27 protein-coding genes and 3 pseudogenes are annotated in these 24,547 nt (G+C 67.4%); 19 read left to right on the top strand and 11 right to left on the bottom strand.

The genetic code is table 11. The features are described from left to right. The first annotated feature begins 792 nt into the window (after positions 1-792). From AB0J97_RS43625 to AB0J97_RS43640, 4 genes and pseudogenes are all read left to right on the top strand, one after another. Positions 793-1,065 carry a MerR family transcriptional regulator gene (locus AB0J97_RS43625; RefSeq protein ID WP_260477504.1) on the top strand — a complete coding sequence of 91 codons (273 nt, stop codon included), beginning with the start codon at positions 793-795 and terminating at the stop codon, positions 1,063-1,065. Between the two features lie 143 nt (positions 1,066-1,208). Next, entirely contained in the window at positions 1,209-1,634 is a 426-nt protein-coding gene (locus tag AB0J97_RS43630) for an STAS domain-containing protein (protein ID WP_364100930.1), read from the top strand. 180 nt (positions 1,635-1,814) lie between these two features. Continuing rightward, entirely contained in the window at positions 1,815-2,078 is a 264-nt protein-coding gene (locus AB0J97_RS43635; protein ID WP_364101131.1) for a DUF1883 domain-containing protein, read from the top strand. After that, a pseudogene (locus tag AB0J97_RS43640) lies at positions 2,038-2,175 on the top strand (hypothetical protein); the annotation flags it as partial. The gene AB0J97_RS43635 and the pseudogene AB0J97_RS43640, both read left to right, overlap by 41 nt. Here AB0J97_RS43640 and AB0J97_RS43645 read toward each other — a convergent pair. Continuing rightward, a pseudogene (locus tag AB0J97_RS43645) lies at positions 2,172-2,393 on the bottom strand (hypothetical protein); the annotation flags it as partial. The pseudogenes AB0J97_RS43640 and AB0J97_RS43645 sit on opposite strands and share 4 nt — an antisense overlap. 442 nt (positions 2,394-2,835) lie before the next feature. Between AB0J97_RS43645 and AB0J97_RS43650 the strand changes: the two are divergent. Then, a complete protein-coding gene (locus AB0J97_RS43650; RefSeq protein WP_364100933.1) occupies positions 2,836-3,015 on the top strand; it encodes a hypothetical protein in 180 nt (59 codons plus the stop codon). 191 nt (positions 3,016-3,206) lie between these two features. Here AB0J97_RS43650 and AB0J97_RS43655 read toward each other — a convergent pair whose 3' ends face one another. Together AB0J97_RS43655 and AB0J97_RS43660 are read right to left on the bottom strand one after the other, a co-directional pair. Beyond that, on the bottom strand, positions 3,207-3,527 hold the full coding sequence (locus AB0J97_RS43655; RefSeq protein WP_364100936.1) for an STAS domain-containing protein: 321 nt from the start codon (positions 3,525-3,527) through the stop codon (positions 3,207-3,209). Between the two features lie 66 nt (positions 3,528-3,593). Then, entirely contained in the window at positions 3,594-4,076 is a 483-nt protein-coding gene (locus tag AB0J97_RS43660; protein WP_364100939.1) for a DUF5994 family protein, read from the bottom strand. A gap of 691 nt (positions 4,077-4,767) precedes the next feature. On the opposite strand from AB0J97_RS43660, the gene AB0J97_RS43665 reads away from it, so the two are divergent. Next, positions 4,768-4,974 (top strand): cold-shock protein, encoded by a 207-nt coding sequence (locus AB0J97_RS43665; protein WP_364100942.1) that lies wholly within the window; start codon positions 4,768-4,770, stop codon positions 4,972-4,974. 480 nt (positions 4,975-5,454) lie between these two features. On the opposite strand, the gene AB0J97_RS43670 is transcribed toward AB0J97_RS43665, so the two are convergent. The 3 genes from AB0J97_RS43670 to AB0J97_RS43680 form a co-directional block, all read right to left on the bottom strand. After that, positions 5,455-5,922 carry a DUF1772 domain-containing protein gene (locus AB0J97_RS43670; RefSeq protein ID WP_364100945.1) on the bottom strand — a complete coding sequence of 156 codons (468 nt, stop codon included), beginning with the start codon at positions 5,920-5,922 and terminating at the stop codon, positions 5,455-5,457. A gap of 334 nt (positions 5,923-6,256) precedes the next feature. After that, positions 6,257-6,733, bottom strand: coding sequence for a TipAS antibiotic-recognition domain-containing protein (locus AB0J97_RS43675; protein ID WP_364100948.1), 477 nt, complete (start codon positions 6,731-6,733; stop codon positions 6,257-6,259). Between the two features lie 92 nt (positions 6,734-6,825). Next, positions 6,826-7,011: a hypothetical protein gene (locus AB0J97_RS43680; RefSeq protein WP_364100951.1), complete on the bottom strand. Its 186-nt coding sequence runs from the start codon at positions 7,009-7,011 to the stop codon at positions 6,826-6,828. Between the two features lie 153 nt (positions 7,012-7,164). Here AB0J97_RS43680 and AB0J97_RS43685 point away from each other — a divergent pair, with 153 nt between their 5' ends. After that, positions 7,165-8,199, top strand: coding sequence for an integrase core domain-containing protein (locus AB0J97_RS43685; protein WP_364100954.1), 1,035 nt, complete (start codon positions 7,165-7,167; stop codon positions 8,197-8,199). A gap of 221 nt (positions 8,200-8,420) precedes the next feature. Here the strand turns inward: AB0J97_RS43685 and AB0J97_RS43690 are convergent, their stop codons facing one another. From AB0J97_RS43690 to AB0J97_RS43700, 3 genes are all read right to left on the bottom strand, one after another. Further along, positions 8,421-9,014, bottom strand: a complete 594-nt coding sequence (locus AB0J97_RS43690; protein ID WP_364100957.1) for a DUF6461 domain-containing protein — start codon at positions 9,012-9,014, stop codon at positions 8,421-8,423. Positions 9,015-9,117: 103 nt separating this feature from the next. Continuing rightward, positions 9,118-9,876 (bottom strand): hypothetical protein, encoded by a 759-nt coding sequence (locus tag AB0J97_RS43695; RefSeq protein WP_364100960.1) that lies wholly within the window; start codon positions 9,874-9,876, stop codon positions 9,118-9,120. 59 nt (positions 9,877-9,935) lie between these two features. Further along, the gene (locus AB0J97_RS43700; RefSeq protein ID WP_364100963.1) at positions 9,936-11,429 is read right to left on the bottom strand and encodes an Ig-like domain-containing protein; all 1,494 of its coding nucleotides are present in this window, start codon (positions 11,427-11,429) and stop codon (positions 9,936-9,938) included. Positions 11,430-11,676: 247 nt separating this feature from the next. Between AB0J97_RS43700 and AB0J97_RS43705 the strand changes: the two genes are divergently transcribed. Together AB0J97_RS43705 and AB0J97_RS43710 are read left to right on the top strand one after the other, a co-directional pair. After that, positions 11,677-11,967 carry a transposase gene (locus AB0J97_RS43705; RefSeq protein WP_364100966.1) on the top strand — a complete coding sequence of 97 codons (291 nt, stop codon included), beginning with the start codon at positions 11,677-11,679 and terminating at the stop codon, positions 11,965-11,967. 47 nt (positions 11,968-12,014) lie between these two features. Then, on the top strand, positions 12,015-12,857 hold the full coding sequence (locus AB0J97_RS43710; RefSeq protein ID WP_364100969.1) for an MBL fold metallo-hydrolase: 843 nt from the start codon (positions 12,015-12,017) through the stop codon (positions 12,855-12,857). Positions 12,858-13,075: 218 nt separating this feature from the next. Here AB0J97_RS43710 and AB0J97_RS43715 read toward each other — a convergent pair whose 3' ends face one another. Beyond that, positions 13,076-14,119: a PHB depolymerase family esterase gene (locus AB0J97_RS43715; protein ID WP_364100972.1), complete on the bottom strand. Its 1,044-nt coding sequence runs from the start codon at positions 14,117-14,119 to the stop codon at positions 13,076-13,078. Positions 14,120-14,593: 474 nt separating this feature from the next. On the opposite strand from AB0J97_RS43715, the gene AB0J97_RS43720 reads away from it, so the two are divergent. The 8 genes and pseudogenes from AB0J97_RS43720 to AB0J97_RS43755 all read left to right on the top strand — a co-directional run. Further along, the gene (locus AB0J97_RS43720; RefSeq protein ID WP_364100975.1) at positions 14,594-15,337 is read left to right on the top strand and encodes a hypothetical protein; all 744 of its coding nucleotides are present in this window, start codon (positions 14,594-14,596) and stop codon (positions 15,335-15,337) included. A gap of 532 nt (positions 15,338-15,869) precedes the next feature. Then, positions 15,870-16,262 carry a GntR family transcriptional regulator gene (locus AB0J97_RS43725; RefSeq protein WP_364100978.1) on the top strand — a complete coding sequence of 131 codons (393 nt, stop codon included), beginning with the start codon at positions 15,870-15,872 and terminating at the stop codon, positions 16,260-16,262. Further along, the gene (locus AB0J97_RS43730) at positions 16,259-17,149 is read left to right on the top strand and encodes an ABC transporter ATP-binding protein (RefSeq protein ID WP_364100981.1); all 891 of its coding nucleotides are present in this window, start codon (positions 16,259-16,261) and stop codon (positions 17,147-17,149) included. Before AB0J97_RS43725 ends, AB0J97_RS43730 begins: the two co-directional genes overlap by 4 nt. Beyond that, positions 17,146-18,192, top strand: a complete 1,047-nt coding sequence (locus AB0J97_RS43735; RefSeq protein ID WP_364100984.1) for an ABC transporter permease — start codon at positions 17,146-17,148, stop codon at positions 18,190-18,192. The genes AB0J97_RS43730 and AB0J97_RS43735 overlap by 4 nt, the downstream gene beginning before the upstream one ends. Then, entirely contained in the window at positions 18,189-19,613 is a 1,425-nt protein-coding gene (locus AB0J97_RS43740) for a S41 family peptidase (protein WP_364100987.1), read from the top strand. Before AB0J97_RS43735 ends, AB0J97_RS43740 begins: the two co-directional genes overlap by 4 nt. Before the next feature lie 10 nt (positions 19,614-19,623). Then, a complete protein-coding gene (locus tag AB0J97_RS43745; protein ID WP_364100990.1) occupies positions 19,624-20,778 on the top strand; it encodes an alpha/beta hydrolase in 1,155 nt (384 codons plus the stop codon). Between the two features lie 105 nt (positions 20,779-20,883). Beyond that, positions 20,884-21,234, top strand: a complete 351-nt coding sequence (locus AB0J97_RS43750; RefSeq protein WP_364100993.1) for a hypothetical protein — start codon at positions 20,884-20,886, stop codon at positions 21,232-21,234. A gap of 146 nt (positions 21,235-21,380) precedes the next feature. Then, positions 21,381-21,542, top strand: a pseudogene (locus tag AB0J97_RS43755) (hypothetical protein); the annotation flags it as partial. 2 nt (positions 21,543-21,544) lie between these two features. Here AB0J97_RS43755 and AB0J97_RS43760 read toward each other — a convergent pair. Beyond that, positions 21,545-22,081, bottom strand: a complete 537-nt coding sequence (locus tag AB0J97_RS43760; protein ID WP_364101143.1) for a hypothetical protein — start codon at positions 22,079-22,081, stop codon at positions 21,545-21,547. A 541-nt stretch (positions 22,082-22,622) separates the two neighbouring features. Here AB0J97_RS43760 and AB0J97_RS43765 point away from each other — a divergent pair. Together AB0J97_RS43765 and AB0J97_RS43770 are read left to right on the top strand one after the other, a co-directional pair. Continuing rightward, positions 22,623-22,982: a hypothetical protein gene (locus tag AB0J97_RS43765; protein ID WP_364100996.1), complete on the top strand. Its 360-nt coding sequence runs from the start codon at positions 22,623-22,625 to the stop codon at positions 22,980-22,982. Between the two features lie 4 nt (positions 22,983-22,986). After that, entirely contained in the window at positions 22,987-24,294 is a 1,308-nt protein-coding gene (locus AB0J97_RS43770; protein ID WP_364100999.1) for an acyltransferase, read from the top strand. Positions 24,295-24,547: the final 253 nt, after the last annotated feature.

Raw genomic sequence — 24,547 nt, forward strand, 5'->3', positions numbered from 1 at the left:
CCAACCGCGCCCATAGCCCGAATGACGAGCCTCTGACCGGGCGACCTAAGCCAACTCCGGCGACGAAAGGGGCATCAGCTCGCGAAACGCACTCTTACCTCAAGAGCACAAGAAAATCTGTAGTCGCCACAGTAGACATGCGCGCTGTGGGAGGATAGAGTTCCTGACATCGCAAGGGACGGATCCACGAGGGCAGCGCAGTACGAGCACCACAACGGGGCTGCCCGGACGGGCGTGGACAGCAGTACAGCAGTACAGAACGAGGAAGAGGGCAGAAGGTCGGACTGCCGCGGCCAGGTGGTTGAGAAAGAGGGCCGGGGCGGTGGACGCGCTGCCGCTTACGGAAAGTCGGCACCAGCGGTCAGGGTGCCGAGGCACGGATAACTGGAAGGGAGTGTTGAACGCCATCAGGATCGCCCGTCGCCGGCCGCATGTCGCCGCACGGGTACCGCAGCTCCACGAACAGGACGGTGGTCTACGGTCACGCTTACGCGATCCCCGCACCCCCGCATCGGGCGGCTGGCGCGGCATAAGTGAACCGCCCCTGCAGCACGCAGGCAGGGCCGGTCGATGGTGTTAAACCTCTGGGCCCCGGCGCATCATGGCGCCGGGGCCCCTGTTCGCATTCGGGAAGGTTGAATGGATCAAACACCTCAGGCAACGGTCACCGCCTCCAGGCGGGAGCAGCCCCGCCTCACCGGCGCTCGCCCAGCCCCTCATCCGGCCCAGGCGGTCGACGCGGCCGCCAGTCCCGGGCAGCGGCTCGATGACGAGGACTACCCCGCCTACAGCATGGGCCGGGCCGCCGAGATCCTCGGCGTCACCCCGGCGTTCCTGCGCAGCCTCGGCGCCGCCAAGCTGATCGAGCCGCTACGCAGCGAGGGCGGCCACCGCCGCTTCTCCCGCTACCAGCTGCGCCTGGCCGCCCGCGCCCGCGAACTCGTCGACGCCGGCACCCAGCTGGAAGCGGCCTGCCGCATCATCATCCTGGAAGACCAGCTCGCCGAGGCGCTGCGTATCAATGAAGAACTCCGCCAGCGCGAAGAACTCCGCCGGCGTCACTGACCGTTCCGAGCCCCCGGTCACGCCCGGGGGCATCAGGACAAGCCGCGTCCGAAACGCCGGGGAGCCACGGCATTCCCGCGACAGCCAGGCCGGCGCGGCGCCGGCCGTTGAAGCTGACCGCCCTTCTCTGAGAAAGACGTCCCGTGACCGAGGACCACGGCTTCCCCGAAAGCTTCGCCGTCTCCATCGCTGTGCACCAGGACTACATCGTGGCGCGCGTGGCCGGCGAACTCGACTACCAGTTCGCCGGCCTGCTGCACCACCAGGTCAAAGATCCCTGGCAGGCGGCCCTGTCCAGTGCGCTGGTGGTGGACCTGAGCGGCGTGACCTTCTGCGACTCCACGGGCGTCGGCGTTCTGGTGCTGCTGTTGCAGCAAAGCCGCCAGCGGCAGGCCGGCCTGGTGCTGGCTCAGGTGCCGGCCCGGCTGGAACGCATCCTGTCGATCACCGGCCTGCGCGCCGCGTTCCAGGTCGCATCATCGGTTGAACAAGCCATCCAGAGCGTGACCGCGACACGGGCCGTGACACCGCCCCTGGGACCCTCGCCCAAGCCGCCGGAAGCGGGCTGACCGCCTGCCCCTGGGCCGTCACGATCAGGATTGCTCCGGCCGCAACGGCAGGTGTTCATCCATCTCGGAGAACCCCGCCCGACACCGGATTCCGTTCCAAATCTTTCTGACCGCCGCTGCCTGGAGCAGGGCTCGGGGTGGCCGGCCATAGCTTCCCGCGCGGTGCGTGACCAGCTACTCATGGTGTGTGAGGCATCTGTACTGGGACCTTGCAGAAACCGGGCCGGCGCCTGCTTCGAGGTGGACTGGCGCGGGTCAACGGCCCGGGTCTGCCTGATGGACAGCGACGAGTACCAGGCGTACCTCGCCCAGGAGGCCTACGAGTACCACGGCGGCTTCTTCGACTACAGCCCTCTCACACTGCAGGTGCCCTACGACGACTACTGGTACCTGGCTACGACCAGGTCAAGAGGGCACCGTCCGTTCCGATCTCGACGTGGCTGACCTGCTGGCCTTGACGAGCGCGGCTGCCATGACCGGCACCGACGCCGGCCACACGCAGCGCCTCCTGCGGATCCTGCGGCACGGCCTGCAGGTCTAGTCGCTGCGGCGAACGAGATGGCGGTCGTGTCCCACACGGGCGTCGTAGCGCCAGCGGTAAGGCCGAGCTGTCTCGTTGTAACGGATGGTGAAGTCGTCGATCTGGGCCATCAGATCCTCGCGGGAGGTGAACTCGCCACGTCGCTGCAGGCGACGGGTGAGCGCGGAGAACCACATCTCGATCATGTTCAGCCGGCTGGCGTGCTTGGGTGTGTAGGTGACCTTGAATCGTGGGTGCGGTCAGCCAGGCGCGGGTGGAGACCAGGCCATCAAGGCGGTGGCGGCCCTCGCCTGAGTGACGCCTGACGGCGCCGAAGACCCCGGTCGCCGTGGACAGGAAGGCGATCCCGTCACCGGATTGGCACGTCGGCGATCAGTTGGAAACCGGGAATCCGCGTGGTGACGGAGGGCACGTCCACGAGAGCGGCCCGAACTGCGCCCCGCCGCGGCCGCGCCGGTGAAGGGCAGCGAGGAGAGCCGTTGCACTACGGACGGTACCCGGGCGACGGCGCGTCGTCCGCTGCTTGTGGTGGACGAGCTCGCGGCATCGGCGGCGCGGTCGTGCGTGGTGAAGGCGCAGTCCTGGCGGTCGCCCGGCAGCTTGTGGGGGAGTGGGACGTCGTGCCCGCAGCGACGGGGGAGTTGCCGGCGCGCGGACCTGGTGCCTGCCAGCGAGTCGGGGGTGGTGCGGTCCCGGTCGGTGATGTGGCTGGTGGACAAGCTGGATCAGGTGCTCGTGCTCGACGGCCCGACCATCATGACCAGCGTCGAGGACGAGCAGGGGGAACAGGGGTCGGTGGAGCCCGGACCGGTGGAGTGGGCACTCGATTTGGCGCCCTAGCGGCGCAGGCTGGCGGATGAAGAGCGCGGCCACACGGTGACGCGCTGCCCCGGCTGGTGTGGAGGCCGCGGGCCGGCTACTACGTGTGTGAGGGGTACGGGCGGCACGTCGGCCTGCAGCTGGACTCCCCGCGTTCTCTGTAGAACATCCTTCCGCAGACATGGCATCCGCCTGGCATGGCCGGTACGCCGCTACGCCGTGGTCGGGAAGTGGCGGTCCAGTCCGGTGACACGCAGCAGCCGGGCCATTCGCGGTGAGACGCCGCGCAGGGCGAGCGTGACACCGCGTGCCCGCGCACGGCCTTTCACGCCGATCAGCACGCCGATCCCGCCGGCACCGCAGAAGGTGACCCGGGATACGTCCAGGACGAGCACGTCGGTGCTGTGATCCAGGGCGCTGATCAGCCGCTGGCGCAGCCGAGCTGTGGTGAAGATGTCAATGTCTCCCGACAGCTGTACGAGAGTCGGCGCCGAGGCGCTCACAGCCTGCGGGGCGATGTCGATGACGGTCATGAAGTTTTCCTCACGGAAGAAGCTGAAGGGTCATGAGATGCCTGCCTGTCGAGGACCGGCCCGGCGTCAGTACGGGGGACACCTGGTCTGCTCGATCAGGTCATGCAGGTCGTACCGGAGTCGGTCGGCGAGTGCGCGAGGGCGAGGACGGGCGTCGATGCTCAAGCCTGCGCCGTCCGGTGCGGTGAGCTTGAGCGTGGCCTCGGCGGCGCCCGCGGCGGTGCGCGACGGAATGATCCGCAGCATGACCGGCTCGCCGGTGGCGAAACTGACAGTGATCGCGCGGGGGTGGATGTGGCGGAACCAGCCGATGCGCACCTGCCGCCCGCGCGCCGGGATCCGGCGCGGGATGTTCTGCCACATATCGCCATGGATGCCGATGCGGAGCGTGACTCGATCGAGCAGCTCGCCGACCGCGGCGATGAGGCCGGGCAACTCGGCGGACGCGTCAGGGGAGGAGAACCACCGAGCCCTGTCCGCCACCTTCCGCTGATTCGGCGCCGGATCGACGCTGAGCCGTGCGGGATGAAAGAGAAGTGTCGACATCATGATCGCCGGGCCTGTCCGGGCCCGTTCAAGGGGCCGGTGGTGGTTCGCCGAAGGCGACGCAGACCTGAGTGCCGACGCTCGAAAAGTCTTCGGTAGTTTCACCATACCTCACGACTTCCAGGATTCCGTAATTCTCGCAGCGCGAGCGGCTGATATCGCAAGAAAACGACCACAAAGACCATATAGCCATCGAAGCGTCACCAGAATCGTAAGTGGAGGGGAATGTGCCGCTCCCCGCCGTCCACGGTGACTCCCGCCGGTGTATGAAGATCGGCTTGACCGATCGGTCCTGCCGCGGCGAACGTCTCGGGGGCCACGGTGTGGGTGCTGGATCCTCGCCCCGGGACGCTTGCCCGTGGAGCGACGATGTGTGGACGGTCAGGGCGTTGGTTGGTCGGGCTCGGGCGCCAGGCGGTTCGGGACAATTAGCCGCATGAGGTGACAGAAACCTGGAGGAGGTGATTCGTGACCAGGCGGATGAGCGGCGGGGCCTGCGTATCACGGGCTACCGTGTGTGCTAGGGTGAAAGTAGTTGCAGTTGTGGTACCCATAATGAACTTGTGTGCACCTGACGGTATGTAGCCTCGGGTGCATTTTTGTTTTCCGGTCTTCTCCGGGTGTGGGCCTATCTCGGCGACACGGAATTCGTGCATCGCGGATTTCGGATTGCACCTGCGAAAAGGAGATCGACATGGCTTCTGGCACCGTGAAGTGGTTCAACGCTGAAAAGGGCTTCGGCTTCATCGAGCAGGACGGCGGCGGCGCCGACGTTTTCGCGCACTACTCCAACATCGTCGCCCAGGGCGGCTACCGCGAGCTGCGGGATGGCCAGAAGGTGGCCTTCGATGTCACCCAGGGCCAGAAGGGTCCGCAGGCCGAGAACATCGTTGCCGCCTGACGAATGGCGCCACGAATCAGGGGTCGCACCTTCACAGGTGCGAACCCTGATTCGTTTCCGGCCTCGTGTTCGTGCGTACGGCGATCGGCAGTACGGGATCTACATCTGGCACGGCGAATCGAGCATGCCATGTCCGGGACCGAGGCAGAACGTCCGGCCGGCGAACTGACCGCGCTCCTGGAAGCCGGGCTGTGGCACACCAGCGGGAGATCGATGAAGAGGACCTGATCAACGGCGGGACAGCCCCATCTGCTCAGCGCTCCCAGAACGGTGACCGGCGAGCCGTTGCCGATCCCGCCTCCACTGGCGAAAGCGTGCTGACCGTGCTGGTGCCGCGGTCCGCCGCAGCCCCCTCCCTCTTCGCCTACTCGCACCCACCGCGTCCAGTCATGCTGGACGAGACCTTATCCCCGTTTTGAGGTCAGGCCGCCGGCGATCGCGTAGCCATTGCGAGTCGCCGCTGACGCCCGGACAGGCGGGTCAGCCGCGGTCGAAGGTCTGGACGACGATGAGGCAGGCGAACGCCGCAAGCGCGAGCACGGTCCGGACGAGGTGCAGGTTGAGCCACCGCCGGCGGCTCTCGGCCCAGTCGGCGGGCAGGTTGTCGGGATCCCAGGCGTCCACCACCCGGTTGAGGGGTTCCAGGGTCCTCAGGGTGAGGAGCACGGTGAGAACCACCATGATCAGGGCGGTCGCGCTGACACCGAGGACGAACCATCCGCGACGCCATGACAGGGCGGTCATGACGATCAGCGCCGCGATGCCGGTCAGCAGCAGCGGCGGCATCGCCCGCCCGTAGTCGACGTTGAGCGCCTGCCAGTACCGCACGTACGCGGCCCCCGGCAGGCGAGCCATGGACGGGGCGACCACCACGAAGACGACGCCACCCGCGTACAAGCCGACCAGCAGCAGTGCGACCATCCTGGACGCGACCAGTACGAAAGCCACCGATCCTCCCTTCCTCGCCAAGAAAGGATCGACCAGGGGCCACCCCAAATACACCCACAGCCGAGAGCGCGGCCCCGGCCGGTGGGCACACCACGGGCCCCAGTGCAGCACCTGCTCCCGAGGGACGCAGGGCGGGCGCTGGCCACCTTCGCGCCCCCGACCGGCGCACCGACCTTCGCCCTGATCGCCGGCTTGCCTTGCGTGCCTGACAATCACATCGCTCTGAGCTGCGAAAAGGGCTGCGAATCCACGATGACCATCGAGCCGGCGCTCGTCGTCCGGAGTGAGCCTGCCGCAGGCCCGATCTGCGGACCGAGCCGGCATGGCGGACCAGTCAGCAGGCCTTGGTCGGCCCCTCGGCGGCGCGGGCCGCGTTGGCCTTTATCGCCTTCTGGAGCCACTCCGCCGCACCCCGACGGGTGTTCGCCTCGATGCCCGCCCGGTAACGCGGGTCCTCCACGTACAGGTAGCTCTTCTGCACGTGGAACTCGTGCGTCATGTCGTAGAACCAGCGGGCGATGTGCCGCAGCTGCGACTCGGCCACATCCATCGCCGCCTCGCTCGTCGGGTCGGCGCCGGCATCCATCAGCTCACGGATCCGTGCCTCGATGGCCGCGTTGTCGCGGTTGATCTGCTCCCACTGCTTCTTGTCGTAAGCCGCGACGCGCTTCGCGGACTGCGCGTATGCGGTGCCGCTCCCCCACCGCTGCTCCACCTCGTCGAGGTACTCGTCTTCGTGGTCGGCCCACTCGCCCCAGACCTCGCATTTGTCCTCCTCGCTGAGCGGGGACCGGATCTTCTTGTCACTCATGGCCGCGACCGTAGGGCATGACGCTACGTGAGGGTCAAGCCGCTCCAGCTGCGTCGTTCAAAGCTGAACGGCATCGCCGGAGCGGTCCTCACTCACGGGCTCCGGCTGAGCTCGATCGCCGGGAACGTCACCGGTGTGGCGGGTTCGCCTGCCTGGACGGTCCACGCTTCGCCGGTCGTGCCGCTCTGGACGATCGCCTGGACGGCCGCCGCGACCTCATCCGAGCTGGCGATGGCGAAGCCGTGCACGAGGACGTGGTCGCGGATCTCCTGGAGCATCGGCGTCTCGACGAAGCCGGGCAGATCGCATTCACGGTGACGCCCGATCCGGACAAAAGGTACGCGCCCTGTGCGGTGCCAAAACTCGTGCATGGCATCTAACCTGGCCTTCTATCCTCAGCACTCGTGTTTCTACGCCTGCTGTAGCTGCTGATGGTCCGGTTGTTCGGCTGGTTGACGCTTCTCGCGCGGGGCGACACTTCCAAGGACGTGGAGATTTTGGTGCTGCGTCATGAGGTCGCCGTCCTGCGTCGTCAGGTTTCCCGGCCGCAACCGGACTGGGCCGACCGGGCGCTGCTGGCCGCACTGGCGCGGCTGCTTCCTGCACGGCTTCGCCTCCATCGGATCGTGACGCCTGGCACCTTGTTGGCCTGGCACCGCCGGCTGGTCAGCCAACGCTGGACGTACCCGAACGCGACCGGGCGTCCACCGATCCCGAACGAGCTACGTCATCTGGTGATCCGACTGGCCAGGGAAAATCCCCGATGGGGGCACCGGCGGATCCAGGGGGAATTGCTCGGCCTCGGCCATCGAATCGGGGAAGGCACCATTCGCCGGATCCTCGCCGCGGCCGGCCTCGGCCCAGCGCCACGACAGACCTCACCGACCTGGCGACAGTTCCTCACCTCGCAAACCTCCGGCATCCTGGCCTGCGACTTCCTGCACGTCGACACTGTCTTCCTCAAACGCTTGTACGTCCTGTTCGTCATGGAGATCGAGACACGCCGCGTGCACGTGCTGGGCCTCACCTCCAACCCCACGGGCGCATGGACCACCCAGCAAGCCCGGAATCTGCTGATGGACCTGGGAGAACGCGCCGGCGCGTTCAAGTTCCTCATCCGGGACCGTGACGGCAAGTTCTCCCGCTCCTTCGATGAGCTGTTCACCGCCGCCGGCGTGCGAGTCATCAAGACACCCGTCCGGTCACCACGAGCGAACGCATTCGCCGAACGGTTTGTGGGAACGCTACGCCGTGAGTGCCTCGACCACCTGCTCCTCAATGGTGAGCGGCACCTGCGTAAAGTCCTGACCGAGTACGAACACCACTACAACCAACATCGCCCGCATCAGAGCCGTTCCCTCCGCCCGCCGTTGCACGATCCCAGCGAGGTGATCGATATGGCCTCCCGGATTCACCGTCGAAGGACCATCACAGGATTGATCAGCGAGTACCGCAGAGCGGCCTAATCGTCCGGCAAACGCCCAGCTCAGCAGCAGTATCCGCGTTTTGGCGCCGCACAGGGAACTTCCCATTCCGATCTTGGAGCAGAAAGCGCCTCCATCGAACTCGGGGCACACCAAAGTCTCCACCGAACCCGGGGCGATTCAGTTTCCGGCACTCACAGGGGTCAAGGCCTTGGGCCTAATTTTGAAACACTTCAGGAACCGGGGACGCGTCAGTGCTGAGGTCAGAACAGGTACAGGCTGTGGGTGCGGTCCAGCCACCGCGCGTCGATCTCCCGCCCGGTGAGGCGACCTGCCAGCCGGAGGGCAGATGTCACGCTTACCTCGACCGTGGTGGGATCTTCGTTGAAGATGTCCGCTGGTTCGTCCAGTTGGAAGTGCAGGTCTCGCATGAGCTGGTCGAGCGCGGTGGGGTCGGCCCCGAACCGCTCACTCGGCCAGACGAGGTTGAGCCCGACCACCGTGACGCCGTCGACGGCCCAGTCCAGACGATGACCGCTGGCGCATTGGATGTTCAGCAGGCGCGTTCCGCGCGACGCCTCCTGGATCCAGGAGAAGTCATTCGGAAACCAGTCGAACATGAAGGCCCGCACCCATCCGTCGGCAGCGCCGGCCCACATGCCGGCACGCCCGCCGCCGAGGCCCGCCATATCGTCCAGGCCGCACCGGTACGCACTGGCCGAATCGGCGCCGAGCCGCCGGGCCAGTTCGTTGCCACCCATCCCTTCGGCCCACACGATGTGGAAGCCCGGATATTCGGCTGCACCGTCGAGCCCTCGGGCGGCCAACAGGTCGTAGAGGTCGGTGGGTTTTGGCATGTGATATCTCGCGATCAGGGGGAGCAGGCAGCTGAAGCGGTCGCCTGCTCCCCGCAATTCATCCGGTGTACATCGGGCACGTATCCGTGCCACCAGTGGCGTTTTACCTGGGAGGCTGGTCCTTGACGCTGACCCAGAACTTACTCGTCCGGTTCACGCGGTAACGCGCATAGAAGAGCCACAGATCTCTGCCCGCCATTGAATTGTGTGACGTTGTCACCGGACGCACCGAGGCATTGTTATAGAGGATCCACTTCAGGTTGACATACTCACCGTCTCCCGGCCCTTCCCTCGTGGACCTAAAGGGAAACTCGTCGCACTGCTTTCCTTGATCGACCCAGCCAGGGAACCAGATCTTACACCCCATCTCCGTCCAGTACTTGTTCTTGCCTCGCCGTTTGAAACCGTCTGCGGCCACGTCATCGTCGGTGATTCTGGTGAGCGGTCGGGAAGCGGGGTTCGGCTTGCCGTCGGCAAGACGCAAAGGAGCGTCGTAATTACCGGGGACTTCCTTCTTGACCTGTACGCCGAAGTCGTCGTACTTCGGTGGTCTCGTGTCCTTGTTGTCATGGAAGGCGTCCCAGATATGCTGGGCGACCTCTCCCCGGTATTGGTCTGACCGGTACATCGTATAGACCCTGTTGGCACCCATAAAGATACAGGCGCCGTGGTAGACGACCGGGTTCGTTCCTTTGTAGGGCCCCATGGGCCGGCTGTCGCAGCGGACTGTCGGCACAAGGAGGTCCCTGCCCGTGGGCACTCGCTCGATCTCTGCCTTGGCCCACAACGGAACTTTTGGGTTGTCCGAGTTCCACCAGGCGGGGTGGTACAAGAAGATGGTCGGCTTGATGGTGCAGTTCACGAAGTCGCCACCGCTTGACTTGAAGATGAACTCGTCGGAGCCGTCCGCTCTCCATTTACTCAGTCTGTCCAGACGGCGTTCGCCGACGATCCAGTCGCAGGTGGAACCGTCCGAACCGGTGGTGTCGACGTCGAGCTCGAGCGAGAAGTCGTCGCTTGTGTGACTTCCACACCGTCTCGCATCTGCCGGATGTTCTCGATCGAAGTGGTGACAGAGATGTCCCTAGGTCTGAGCGCTTGACCACCGACGTTTCCTATACCGATGACGCCATTTCCGTCCGCGTTCCCCAGGTAGGTGTTCATGACGACTACCGTCTCCATCATGACACCGTTTTTTATGGGTTCCTTCGGCAGGTTGGTGTAGAGGTCCGTCTTGTAGGTCGCCCAGCCTTTCCACCTGCTGTAGCAGGCGGTGTAGGGCTTGACCACAGCCCACCCGAACGCGTGGTAGGACCGGCCACTCTGAAGTCGTGCCTGCCTGCACGCCGAGATCGTCATCCGCTCGTAGTTGAACGGCCGGTCTGTTGGCAGCGGATCCTGAGCCTGAGCATTGGTACGCGCCACAGCGGGGCTGGGGACCGTGACAGTCAGCATGTGCCAGGCGGTCCAGGCGCCGTTCACGCCATCGGCTGTCGCCCGTGCACGCCAACGGGTCTTCCACCCCTTGGCCAGTTTGCCGGCTGGAATCGACAGGTACGCCCAGCCGTTCGAGGGGACCGAGACGCTGGTACCGGACCAGATCAGACCACTGCCCTGAGCGGGCACCGACGGATCATGTTCCACCTGAACGGTCAACGTCGAAGCCCGACCATCGGGATCCGACACCCGTGCCTCGAAGGCAGGCGTCAACGACGAGGTGACCTCACCCGCCTCATCCGTGGTCGGAGACACATACTCGTACTCCACAGAGGGCGAGTTCTCCGGAGGCTGGAGTGCCGCCGTCGTGAACGTCCACGATGATGCTGCCATTACATTTCCGGCCTCGTCGGTGGCGCGGCTCACCTCAGCGGTGAACACCGTCTCCTCCGTCAATGGTTGCGTCGGGGCGAATACCAGTGCGGTCGCCGACTCCACCGTCTGGGTGCCGGCCACGGCTGAGCCGGCAGCGTCCTTGACGCTGACCGTCGCGTTGCTCACCGGTTCGCTGAAGGTCACCCGCAAAGGGGTGCCCGGCTCGACGTCTGTGGCATTCGCTGCTGGAACCGTGCCCGTAACGGTGGGTGGCGTCGTGTCCGGCTGACTCGTGGTGAACGACCACGAATAGGGCGACATGACGTTGCCACCGAGGTCTTTCCCCTCGTGGACGGTGACGGTGTAGACGGTCTCGGGGTCCAGTTGCCGGCCGGGAGTGAAAGTCCACAGCTTGTTCCCGTTGTCACCGGCGGCGCCGCCTGGGACTTCGGCCCCCGATGGATCCTTGACGGTGAACTGCACATCGGTCACCGATTCGCTGAACGTGGCGGTCATGTTTACCCGGCGCGGATCGATCTGCATAGCCATGGCCTCGGAATACGTCGGCCAAGTCGGCACTTCCGCATCCGATTCCCACGCCACCACGACTTCCTTCGCAGGTTCATAGCCGATGATGAGCTTGGGGCCGTGGGAGCCGTAACCATCTTCGCCGTACTCGTGCGAACGATACGCACGCCAGTTGGTGTAGTCGGACTCATTGCCCGCTGTGAGCTGGAACCCGTAGTTGGGCTCACCGTTGGCCCACTCCTGCGCGATGCTGTTTGAGGTGCCCAGCAGATTCCGGACAGTCGGCTACATAAGCTGACAGAAGTCTGGAAGAGGTAGGTACGTGACGAGGCGTCGCAGGCAGTTCTCGCCGGAGTTCAAGGAAGAAGCCATCCGCATGGTGCTGGAGGGCGATCGGACGGTCGCGTCCGTGGCGCGGGAGTTCGACATCAACGCCAGCACCCTGGGCAGCTGGGTGAACCGGCATCGGATCGCGAGCGCGCAGGCGCGTGGGTGCGGGCCGGAAAGTCCGGGGGAGCGCCGTATCTGTGGTGGTTCTGTGGGTATGAGCTGCGCAGATGTGACTCGTACACGGCTCACACCGGGCTCCGGGAGCGTCGGTCGTCCTGGATGACTTACGCCACGGCGGCCGCATCCGCTCCGCTGATACAGAAGGTTCTTATGAACGCGACACTCACGCTCCCGGCAGGGGAGCAGCCCGACTTCGACTCCGGCGAGGTGTACTTCATCGGCAACGCCACGACGTTGATCCGGTTCGCGGGGTTCACGATTCTGACCGACCCCGCGTTTCTGCACAAGGGTGACCATCTCCACCTCGGGCACGGCATCTATGCCCGGCGCGAGATGGAGCCGGACTGCCAGGTCGCCGACCTGCCCCCGCTGGACCTGATCGTCCTGTCGCACTATCACGCCGACCACTTCGACCATGTCGCGGCTCGGGATCTTGACAAGGAGATCCCGGTCGTCAGCACGAAGCACGCGATCGAGGAGCTGCACCCGCTGGGCTTCACCAACGGCCACGCGCTCGACACCTGGGAGAGTCAGACGGTTCAGAGGGGTGACGCCCGGCTCGTGGTGACGGCCATGCCGGCCGAGCACACCAGCGACTTCGAGATGGCGGACATGCTCATGCCGGTCAACGGCAACCTGCTGGACTTCCACAACGGCGACCAGCGGCTGTTCCGGCTCTACATCAGCGGCGACACCATGCTGCACAACCGGCTGCACGACATCCCCCGCCACTACCCCGACATCGACCTGGGGATGTTCCACAGCGGTGGGACCACGCTGTTCCTGACCACGGTGACCATGACCGGGGCCCAGGCGGTCCGCTGTGCGGAGATCGTCAGGCCGCACACCGCGATCCCGATCCACTACAACGACTTCTCGGTGTTCCACTCCGGGCTCGACGACTTCAAGGAGGCCGCCGCCGCCTTCTCGACGCCCGTCAAGTTCCACTATCTGGCACACGGCGACCGCTACAAGTTCCCGGCGACGCGGTAGCCCCTCGGACGCGCGGGAAGCGGGTGGCCCTACCGGAGGAATCTCCGCCTGGAACCAGCCCGGCTCCCACTCCGCTGTGCCTCGGCCGGCCGTCCGGGTCTGCGGGGGGCGCGGCTGTGAGCGGGGCTCCGCTCCGGCCGGTCGTCGCCGATGCCATGCGGGGTGGGGTGCTCCCGTGGGCGTGGGTGCCAGGTGGGAGTGGCCAGGTCGATGATCGGTCAGCTGCTGTTCTTCATGAAGAAGTCCCAGATGACCGGTGGTGCGTCGAGGTCATGCGTTGTCGGGCCGAGTTGGCTTGGGGCTTCGAAGACGTGGTTGGGGACGACGTGGCCGCCGTTGTCGACGGTGTACTGGGTGACGGGGGGCTTGCCGGGCCGTGCGTAGCTTCTGACGGAGACCGAGGTGGCTCCGGAATCGGCATGGTGGGGGAGCTTGGTTTCCTGCGGTGTCGCGGTGTTGTCGTTGAGCTCGGCGAAGTGGGCCGCGGTGTCGGGGGAGGACAGCACCTTGCCGTAGGAGGTGCCGGTCACGACGACGTCGCCACCGTTGTACGGGTCGAGCGGGTCCTTGGTGCCGGTGATCATGAGCATGGGCATCGGGCTCTTGATCGCCGGGCAGATGTTGTTGCCCGGCGCCGGGAAGTTCGCCGCGACCGGTGAGATCGCCTTGATCTGGCCGGGCATCGCCGAGGCCAGCCGGTAGGTCATGTGGCCGCCGTTGGAGTAGCCCATGGCGAAGATCCGGTTCGGGTCGATGTCGTTGGAGGCGCGGTACTTGTCGATGATCGCGCGGACGAATCCCACGTCGTCGATGTCCTCGGTGCGGGCGGGGTACTTGGCGTCCCTGCGGCAGTCGTTCCAGTGCCGTCCGTATCCGTTGGGGTAGACGACGACGAACTTGTTGGAGTCGGCGAGCTTGTCGAACTCGTATCCGGTGTAGGCCCGCATGAGCTCGCCGTTCATGCCTGTGCCGTGGAAGGCCAGCAGCAGCGGGGCGTTCTTCGGCACATCCTTGGGGACGAAGGCGACGTAGGAGCGGGTCATGCCGCCGACCTTCACCGTGAGATTCTGGACCGGCGCGCTCAACCGAGGAGCCTGGGGCGGGTTCGGGCCCAGCAGTTCCCTGTCGAGTTCGGCGTCGTCGGCGGAGGTGCCCGTCGGGCTGGGCTGAGCCGCGAACATCGCCGCTGGGGCACCACTGGAGCAAGCCGCCGCACCGATCGACAGCCCCACGACGGCGACTGCCAGCTTGGACGCTCTCATTTCCTCGCCTCCCCTGCCCGGACATGTTGCCCATGGCGATCCCCGCCTTGCGGTCACCCCAAATCGCACGTTCCGCAAACGGTCTTCCAGAAGACGGCGCAAACACCAGATCAACGATCGGAGTGCGAGGGCGGCCACCGCATCGGCGAGTTGCTCACCGCCGAAGAGTCGCACGCCTGGCCGGCTGATCTGCCAGGCAGCCGCCCGGTGCGGGCAACATAGAGCGCTGCTGAAGGCACTGCCGGTGCCTACGACTCTTCGGCGTCGGCGATGGTGCGGATGGATTCCCCGCGCGCGCGGGGCGGGCGAGGATGGCGGCGCGTTTGTCGTCGTCGACCACGGGCCCGCGGCCGCCTGGCCGGCCGCGGCGGCGGGCCGCCTCCAGGCCGTTCTATCTGGAAGCCGCCGCTGGAGTCCTTCTCCTGCGAGTACGCCCGCTCCGGGATCGACGTCAAGCACGACTGAGGGCTGTCGATGCAGGTCTCCGAGCGTGAGGCGCTGGCGGACATGCTGGCCACCTGCTGGTCGCACAGGCGCGAACGAGCCCGCCCTCCGTGGCGGGAGGCGAGCTCCTTGCACCTGGATGTCGATGGCCAGGGTCTTGCCGTCCGGGCGGAAGGCCACCGACGAGACGAAGCCGTCGCCGCTGGTGAGGTCCTGGTCGTCGCGGGTACGTTGCAGGGCCTGGTAAAGGCGCTCGGCAGCGACCTCGAACACGGCGAAGTGGCCGGGGTCGCCGTACTCGTGGGTCCGTACTTCGGTGGGCGCCAGCGGCCGTCAACCCTGCTTCCACGCTGGAGCATGGGTTGGGTGAAGAACGGGGTGGCCAGCCGGCGCGGCGACGGCGTCGACGCGGGGGCGGGCGTAACGTTCCAGGGACCGGACGGAGGCGTGCCGGGATCGGGCAAGCAGAGTGGGCGTGTTGGTGCTGTCCTCTGCTTGGTGGGTGAGCGCGGAGTGCCGGAGCTGGTGCAGCGTCCAGCCGCCGCGCAGTTCGAGTTCGGCTGCGTCGATGATGCCGGGGTGGGCCAGGGGCCGGGTGAGCGTCTCGAACAGCTCGGCGGCGCGCCGGTAGGACAGCCGCCCGCGTCCGGTGACCTTCCAGCGGGCGGGCGCTTTGCGGTCGGTGAGGAGGACCGGGCCTCGAGTGCGGCCCCTGAGCAGGCGGGGCAGCAGCTGGGCGGTGCCCGATTGCCAGTGCACCCCGTGGCGAGCTGATCGCGGGACAGGGCCTGGGTCCGGTCGGGCGGAGCGGGCCGTCGTTCGATGCCTGCGATGGGGTTGGCTGCGAGCCGGCCGCGAGCGCGCCACCAGCCGATGGCGGCCTTCATGATCGACAACTCGCGGTTGACGGTGTCGGCGTCCACCAGGCGGGCTCGCTCGACGAAAGCCGCGGCGAGGAGATCAGCGGTCGCCGGATCGGCGAGAGCCGCGAACCAGACCATGGGCGCCTGGGCGCCGCGGCGGTCCTTGCCGAGGGGTGGTTGCTGTCCGCAGGCGAGCCAGGCCCAGGTGGTCAACGAGGTGCGGTAGATCCGCTGGGATGACTCACCGATCCCGGTAAATCCGGCATTTACTGCGGCAGTCATTCGGCAAGGCAAAGATCTGCCTCGGCGTAGTAGGGGTGCGGTCGGGATGGGGCGATGGACCACTTCGGGTGTCACTGGGCAAGGCCTTTACGGCGATCCTTATGCTCCTTTAACATCTGGAACCCTAAAGTGCTAGCAGGCTAGATAAATGGAGGATCCAGGTGATCGAGTTCCATCTGGACGGCAGGTCGGGCGTCTCGCCGTACCTGCAGCTGGTCCAGCAAGTACGGCAGGCGCTGCGGCTCGGCGTGCTGCGCGAGGGCGACCAGCTGCCGACCGTCAAGGAGGTCGTGGCCCATCTGGCGATCAACGCCAACACCGTCCTGAAGGCCTACCGCGAACTGGAGCACGAGGGCCTGGTCGCCGCCCGGCCGGGAGTGGGGACGTTCGTGACGGCGACGCTCACCAACGCCTCGCTGGCCGCGCACGGCCCGCTCCGGCTGGAACTGCGGCGCTGGCTGGCCAAGGCCCGCCGGGCCGGACTCGACGACGAGAGCATCGAGGCCCTCTTCATGACCACCTTTCGGACCACCTCTCAGGAGGACATAGCGTGAACGTGGTCCTGCAGGCCCAGGGACTGGGCAGGAAATACGGCAAGCGCTGGGCGCTGCGCGAGTGCACCATCGACATTCCGGCAGGGCACGTCGTCGGGCTGGTGGGGCCCAACGGAGCCGGTAAGACCACGCTGCTGAAGCTGGCCAGTGGCCAGCTGGAGCCGACGGCGGGCAGCATCACCGTGCTCGGCGGCCGGCCCGCGGGCGGTCCGGCGCAGCTGGCCAAGGTCGGCTTCGTGGCCCAGGACACCCCCGTCTACGCCGGGCTGAGCGTCGCCGATCATCTGCGGCTGGGCGCGCGGCTCAACCCCCGCTGGGACGCCGCCATGGCGCGGGACCGGATCGCGCGACTCGGTCTCGATCCCGCCCATCGGGCGGGCAGGCTGTCGGGCGGCCAGCGCGCCCAGCTCGCCCTCACTGTGGGCCTGGCCAAGCGGCCCGAGCTGCTGATCCTGGACGAGCCGGTCGCCTCGCTCGACCCGCTGGCCCGCCGCGAGTTCCTGCAGGGCCTGATGGAGGCGACCGTCGAGCACGAGTTCAGCGTGCTGCTCTCCTCTCACCTGGTCTCCGACCTGGAACGCACGTGCGACTTCCTGATCGTGCTCGTCGACTCCCGCGTGCAGGTGGCCGGGGAGACCGACAAGCTGCTCGCCACCCATCACCGGCTCACCGGCCCGCGCCGCGATCCCGACCGGCTCCCTGCCGACCAGCACGTGATCTCCGCCAGCCACACCGACCGGCAGAGCACGTACGTGATCCGCACCGACGCCCCCATCCACGACCCCGCCTGGACGGTCACCCAGCTCAGCCTGGAAGACATCGTCCTGGCCTACATGGACAAGCGCACCGCCGAGAACCGGCGAGTCGCCCTGGAGGTGCAGCGATGATCTGGCTGACCTGGCGCCAGCTGCGCGGCTCGGCCGCGATGATGGCCGCCGTACTCGTCATTCTCGCCGTCGCCCTGGCTCTGACCGGCCCGGACCTGGCCGCCAGATACTCCGCTGGGGTCGCCGCCTGTACCCCGGCCAACACCTGCGACCGCTTCTACGACCAATTCTTCGGCGGCCACGAGTTCTCCTTCATGGCCGTCAGCCTTGTCGTGCTGCTCCTGCCCGCTCTCGTCGGGCTCTTCTGGGGAGCACCGTTGATCACCCGCGAGCTGGAGGCGGGCACGCACCTGATGGTGTGGAACCAGAGCATCACCCGCGGCCGCTGGCTGGCGGTCAAGCTCGCCCTCACCGGCCTGGTCGCCGTGGCCGCCGCCGGCCTGTGCGGTCTCATGGTGACCTGGTGGTCCGACCCTCTGGACAAAGTAGCCGCTGAAGACTTGGCCCTGATGGCTCCCCTGGTGTTCGGCGCGCGCGGCCTCGCCCCGATGGGGTATGCGGCCTTCGCCTTCGTCCTGGGCATCACCGTGGGCATGCTGGTGCGCCGCACGCTGCCCGCCATGGCCCTCACCCTGGCCGCCTTCGCCGCGATCCAGCTCGCCATGCCGCTGCTGGTCCGGCCCCACCTGATGCCCCCGATCACCTCTACCTTCGAGCTCGGCAGAACGAACGTGGACGGCCTCAACATCCCCCGGGACGGAGGCGCGCCCCCGCGGCTCTCCCTGAATCCGGCCGTCCCCGGCCACCTGGGCTCCTGGATCCTGTCCAACGACCTGCTCGACCCATCCGGACGCCTGATCCCCACCAGCGGCGAGGGAGCCGCCATCAAGATCTCCACGACATCGGGCCCCTGCGCACCGTCAGCAGGCCCCGGGGACGGCTGCCTAGTCGAGATCAACCGGCTCGGCTACCGGCAGCAGGCGACCTACCAGCCCCTTGAGCGCTTCTGGCCCTTCCAGTGGATCGAGACCGGGATCTACGCCCTGCTCACCCTCGGCCTGACATGGTTGTCCTTCTGGTGGATCCGCAGGCGCCTGTCATGACCGTCATCAGGACCGCGACCGCCGGGCTCGCCCTCCTCCTGGCGGCGGCCTGCACAGCCCCGGCGCCGCCGCGCAGCCAGACGAACACGGCAGCCGGTACGGTCTGTGCAGCGCCCCAGGCACCTCCCGGGGCGGAGACGGCCACCACGATCGACGTCATCGAGCAGGCCTACTTCTGCATCCTCGGCAACTACTACAGCGGCGCTACGCTGGACGCCCGCTCGCTGCTGAGCGCCGGATTCATCGCCCTGACCCAAGAGCTCAACCGCAATGGACGCGATCTGCCCGAGGCCACCATGCCGGCGCTGACCGGTGACCGCAAAGCCGACTGGGCCGCCTTCGAGGCCGTCTATCGCAGGATCACCGATCAGGTCCCCGACCTGCGCGACAAGCTGGCCGTCGCCACCCTTGAGGCCATCGTGGCCGGCCTCGGCGACAATCACGCCCACTGGGCGCACGACCTAGGGGGGCGGCACCCCGACTCCTACGACGGCGACGGCTACGGCCTGGGTCTCCAGGCGAACGTCAACGGCCCGCAGGTGGAGGGCAACCCCGGCGTCGCGCTGGCCCCGCTGTTCGTCACCGAAGTGCAGGGCGGCGCGGCGCAGGCCGCCGGACTGCGCCCGGGCGACATCATCGAATCGATCAACGGCTCGGCGCCCTTCATCGAGAGGAAGGCCACGCCCGCGATCGAGGCCCTCAACCCGCAATATCCGCAGGCGCGTCCGGTCCGGCTGCGGCTCCTGCGGCAGAGCACCGGCCGCCGCTGGAGCGTGACGCTCAAGCCCGGCCTCTACCAGCGGGATCTGACCACCCTGCAAGTGGTGCAGTCGAAGCTGCTGGACGACAACATCGCCTATGTGCGGCTGCGCGGGTTCGCTCCCGACTCCGCGACCAGGGTGTTCAAGGCGATCTCCAGGCTGCGCACCGGCCGGACCCTCACCGGCGTCGTGCTGGACCTGCGCGGCAACGGCGGCGGCAGCCCCAGGGAGGCGATCCGGCTGGTGAGCGCGTTCGCCCACGGCAAGGTCACCGCCTACCAGTGCACGGTGGAGGGCAGGTGCGAGACTTCGTGGACCGACGACACCGTCGAGCTGCTCAACCTGCCGCTGATGGTGCTCACCGACCGCAGCTGCGCCTCGGCGTGCGAGCACTTCAGCTCCGCGGTCAAGGACCTGGGGATCGGCCGGCTGGTCGGCACCAGGACCGCCGGCGTCATCTCCGGCCCGGCGCAGTCGTACCTGCTCGGCAACAACACCACGCTGGGCTTCCCCGCCAGGCACCACCTGGGGCCCAACCGCGAGGTGATCGACCGGATCGGCGTGCCGCCCGACCACCACGTGCCCCTGACCCCGCGGGACGCGGCCGCCGGGCGCGACCCCGCCCTGGCCAAGGCCCTGACCCTGCTGCTGCACAAGTGAGGACCGCTCGATGAGACACCTCCTGGCCGTCGCCGCGGGACTGGCCGTCCTGGCCGCATCGGCCTGCTCCGCACCCGCGCCGCCCCGCTCCGCCGCCCCGTCGCCCACGCCGACCGGGCCGGCCACCCTGCCGGCCCCCACCGGCGACCAGCCGGTGGGAACCACCGCCCTGTATCTGAAGGACGCCTCCCGCCCCGATCCGTGGAACCTCGACGTCGACGCCAGGGAGCTCAAGGTCACCCTGTGGTATCCGACCAAGCAGCGGGACGGGCAGCGGGCGCCGTACATGACGCCGAAGGAATCGGAGCTCACCCTGAGGAGCTTGGGGATCACGGGCGTGCCGGACGACACGCTGAGCAAGACGCGCACGAACGCCATCAAAGACGCCGAACCCGCGGGACGGAAGCTTCCGCTGGTGGTGCTGTCCCCCGGCTTCACCAAGCCGATGAGCACGCTCACGTCCCTGGCCGAGGACCTGGCCAGCCGCGGGTACGTCGTGGCCGGCATCGACCACACCTACGAAAGCTACGCCACTACCCTGTCCGACGGCCGGGTCGCCGAATGCCTCGCCTGCGACAGTGACGCCGACCCGGGCTTCGGCACGGGAGTGGTTCAGGGCCGGGCGGCCGACGTCTCCTTCGTGCTCGACCAGTTGCCATCGCAGTGGGACGGTTCCAACCGGATCGACCGCTCCAGGATCGCGATGGCCGGCCAGTCGATCGGCGGGGCCGGCGCCATGGCGGCCATGGTGAAGGACTCCCGGGTGCGCGCCGGGATCGACATGGACGGCACCACCTACGCCCGCATCCCCAAGAGCGGATTCTCCCGGCCGTTCATGTTCCTGGGCTCGCCGCAGCACATCCCCGGAGGCCGAGACACCTCCTGGGACCGCGACTGGAAGCTGCTGACCGGGTGGAAGCGCTGGATCGTGCTGTCGGGCGCCGAACACCAGTCCTTCACCGACGGCCCGCTGCTGGTGGGCGCCCTCGGCATCAAGCCCGCGTACGGGATTCTGCCCGCGGCGCGCGCCGCCGAGCTCACCCGCACCTACGTGGCAGCCTTCCTCGACCAGCACCTGAAATCCCAACGGCAACCCCTCATGGACAAGCCGTCATCACGCTACCCCGAGGTCAAATTCTGCCCCGAGGCCTGCGGTCAGTCATGAATCCCCGCGCGCCGTGGAGCAACCGGGGGATGCCGACCGCAACCCCGCCCCGCAGCGCCGACGACCGACGCCCCGGGACGATCTCGAACATACATACGACAAACGATGGAGATCGACATGGATGGCATCCCCGGTCAGAGGCGCTCGCGCGGGAACCTCATGGCGGCCGTCGCCCTAGCCGCAGTCGCATCGGCCGCCGCGGCCTGCGGAGGTGACGAGGAACCCGGCCGGACCGAGGCGTCCAGGGCGCCGCAGGGCGATGCAGTGGCCTTCGCCAAGTGCATGCGCGAGAACGGCGTGCCGTCGTTCCCCGACCCCGGCGCAGACGGCTCCTTCGCGAAGAACGACAAAGACAAATCCAACACCCCGGAGTTCACGAAGGCCGAGGAAGCCTGCAAGCACTACCTGTCGCAGAGCATCTCGAGTATGACCCCCAGCAAGACCGGCGGCAGTTGAGCGTGATCCGCCGACGGTCACGCTGTGGCCGAAGGTGGGGTGCCGTTAACCGATGTGTCATGGGCCGCCAAACCTCGAAGATCCCTTGCCTGACCTGCCGAAGCGCCTGGCGCGGATCTATGGGCATGGAACGTCCGCCGCTCGGCATGGATGAACTCATCGCGCATTGGACTGTGCTGGGCGATGAGATCGGGCTGGTCAGTGCGAAGCAGGAGGGCATTCGTCCGGCCTTCGCGCTGTTGCTGAAGTACTTCACGGAGCACGGTCGGTTCCCGCGTGGGCGGGCGGAGTTCCCTGAGGAGGTGGTCGACTACGTCGCGAAGCAGACCAAGACGTCGGCCGGCAGCTTGGGCAGGCAGCGGTCGAGAAGCTCGTGCTGGCACGACTGCACCCACCGCTCCATGATCGAGTTCGTCCGCGGCACCCGAATACATGTGAGCGCCGTCGTGATGCCGCCTTCGGCGAGGACCTCGTTCATGAGCACCGGAAACTTCCCATCCCGATCTCGGATCAGGAAGCGCGCCGGGAAGCCCGCATCGTCCGGATCCATCACCAGATGCCTGATCACCTGGATGACCCAGCTCGCGCGCGGGTGAGCGGTGGTGCCGAGCACGCGGGTCCGTCTGGTGGTGTGCTCGATGACGGCCAGGATGTACTGGCGCTGCCCGTTCAAGGTGATGGTTTCGATGAAATCACAGGCCGGCAGAGCGTCGGCTTGCGAGCGCAGGAAGTCGGTCCGCGTGGTGGACGCCCGCTCGGGCGCCGGATCAAGCCCTGCCTGCTTGAGGATCTCCCACACTGTGGACGGCACGACCTTGATACCGAGTGTGGCGAGCTCACCATGCACCCGCCGGTAGCCCCAGCCGGGGTTCTCCCGAACCGGACGCAGGATGAGGGCACGGATCAGCGGACCGCGGGTGGGCGGCCAGGCCGCTTCGGCCGACAGGTACGAGCGTGACGACGTCTCATCAGATCGCGATGCCGGCGCAAGACGGTGTCCGGGCGGACGAGCGACCGCAGCCGGCGGAGGACCTCACGCGGCAGGGGGTCAGGAGCGCGGCAAGGAAAGTCCGCATCCCATGGTTGAAACCCGGCGATGGGCCACCGCACGCCGCTCTGACAAGTGATGTGCATCTTCCGGGTTGGCCTTTGCACGCCCTCGGAAACGGTGACTCCATGGCCGCTCAGGATTCCCATCTCTCGTCCACCGGATTCGACCATGTCGTCGCGGTGACGCAGGACAACGTCAACGGCACCCTGTCGGCTACGAGCTCATCACCAAGGCGGCGCCGTCCCCGGACGACGCCGCCACGACCGCGCTGATCTACGCGCCGGACTTCGCGACCATCCAGCAGCTCTGCGATGGCTCCACACCCGCCCCACAAGCGGTGGCAGAGAGCATCTTCCGACCGCCGGCCGAGGAGAACCCGGACATCGAGGTCTTCCCCATGCTCAACGGGCCCGCGTGCCTGGTCCACGTGACCCCCGACGTCGCCGGTCAGCTCCACGAGGCGAAGGACCCGAAGGGGTGGGACATCACCAACCAGGTCCTTAGGAATCTCATGACCGTGAAGGCCGTCACGCTGACCGCCAAGGACTCGACCGCTCAGAAGCTGTGGGACCCGGTGTTCCCCTCCAACGACGGCGACGACACCTCCTGGGCCGTCGCCGTCTTCGCCGCCACCGTGTTCAACCTCGCGCACGGCTCGATGTCGGCCGCGGCACGCAGCCTAACGGTCGGGGGCTGACGTCATGCGCGTGCGTGACCTGGCCGAGCGGACGCCGGACAGCCGCGAGCGCAGCGTCGACATGTGGCGCGCGCTGGCCATCTGCCTGGTGGTCCTCGGACACTGGTTCGTCGTCGCCGTGACCTACCGGGACGGGCGGTTGGGCGGGTACAACGCGCTGGACGTGCTCGGCTGGCTGGATCTGATCACCTGGCTGTTCCAGGTGATGCCGATCTTCTTCCTGGTCGGCGGCTACGCCGGCGGCGCCTCGATGGCCTCGCACCGCGCCTCCGGCGGCGACGGCGTCAGCTGGGTGCTGCGGCGGACCGACCGGCTGCTCCGGCCGACGACCGCGCTGTGCCTGGTGCTGGCGCTGGCCTCCCTGGTCGCGGTGGCGGCCGGAGTGAACAGGCAGCTGCTCGGTCACGCGGCGTGGCTCGCCTCCATTCCGCTGTGGTTCCTGCTGGCCTTCCTCACCCTGGTCGTGCTCACCCCGGTGCTGTACGCGCTGCATCGCCGCGCCGGGCTCGTCGTCCCGCTGGTGATGCTGGTCATCGTGGCCGTCGCCGACCTGCTGCGGCTCCTGCACGTGCCGATCGTCGGGCAGATCACCTATCTGTTCGCCTGGCTGGCGGTCTACCAGCTCGGCTTCTGCTGGCGAGACGGGTTCCTGCGGATGAGCCGCGGGCGGGCGATCGCGGTCGCGGTGGGCGGGCTGGTCGCCCTGATCGGGCTGACCGTGGTGGGCCCGTACCCGATCGGCATGGTCGGTCAGAACACCGCGCCACCGACCCTGGCGCTGATGGCGCTCGCCGCCACGCAGGTCGGCGTGGTGCTGGCCCTTCAGTCCGCGGCAGGCCGATGGCTGCGCCGGATCGGCCCGTGGAGTGCGGTCATCGCGGTCAACGCGGTGATTCTGACCCTGTTCCTGTGGCACATGACGGCGGCGGCGATCGCGGCGGCGGTGCTGTACCCCACCGGGATGATGCCGCAGCCTCCGCTGCCCTCCGCGGCGTGGCTGCTGTGGCGGGTGCCCTGGATCGTGGCCTGCGCCCTCGTCCTGGCCGTCCTGGTCGCCGTCTTCGCGCGCATCGAGCTGCGCCGGTCGCGGCTGCCTGCCGTCGAGCGCAGTCTGTGGCGCGACGGCGCCACTGTGCTCGGGATGGCCGCGGTGCTGGCCGGGCTGCTCCTCATCGCTCTGGCCGGTCCCGGCCACCAGAGCCCAACCGGCCTTCCCTGGGCCGGAGTGCTCGCGTACCTGTGCGGTGCCGCCGTGCTGCGCGTGACACGAACTAATGGCGGGTGGGGCCTGGGTAGAGGGGGGAGCGCGTGAGGCCGTCGTTCGTGCGGTAACGGCCGGGGAACGAGGCTGGTGACCCCACGGTGACGGTGAACTCCTGCCCATCATGTTCAACTGCGCGTCGATCAGCAGCTGCTTGCGATTGCCCAGCCCCCAGACCGATTCCTCCTCCGGCGAGGACTCCGGCCGGCCCTCGGGCAGCTCGATACCGCGAGAGGCGAGGAAGTCGCGGACGCCCGCCTGACGCGGCTTGCCGTCCACATGGGCGGCATGGTCGCCTTGATCG

The sequence above is a fragment of the Nonomuraea sp. NPDC049607 genome (assembly GCF_040675375.1).
GTDB lineage: Bacteria > Actinomycetota > Actinomycetes > Streptosporangiales > Streptosporangiaceae > Nonomuraea.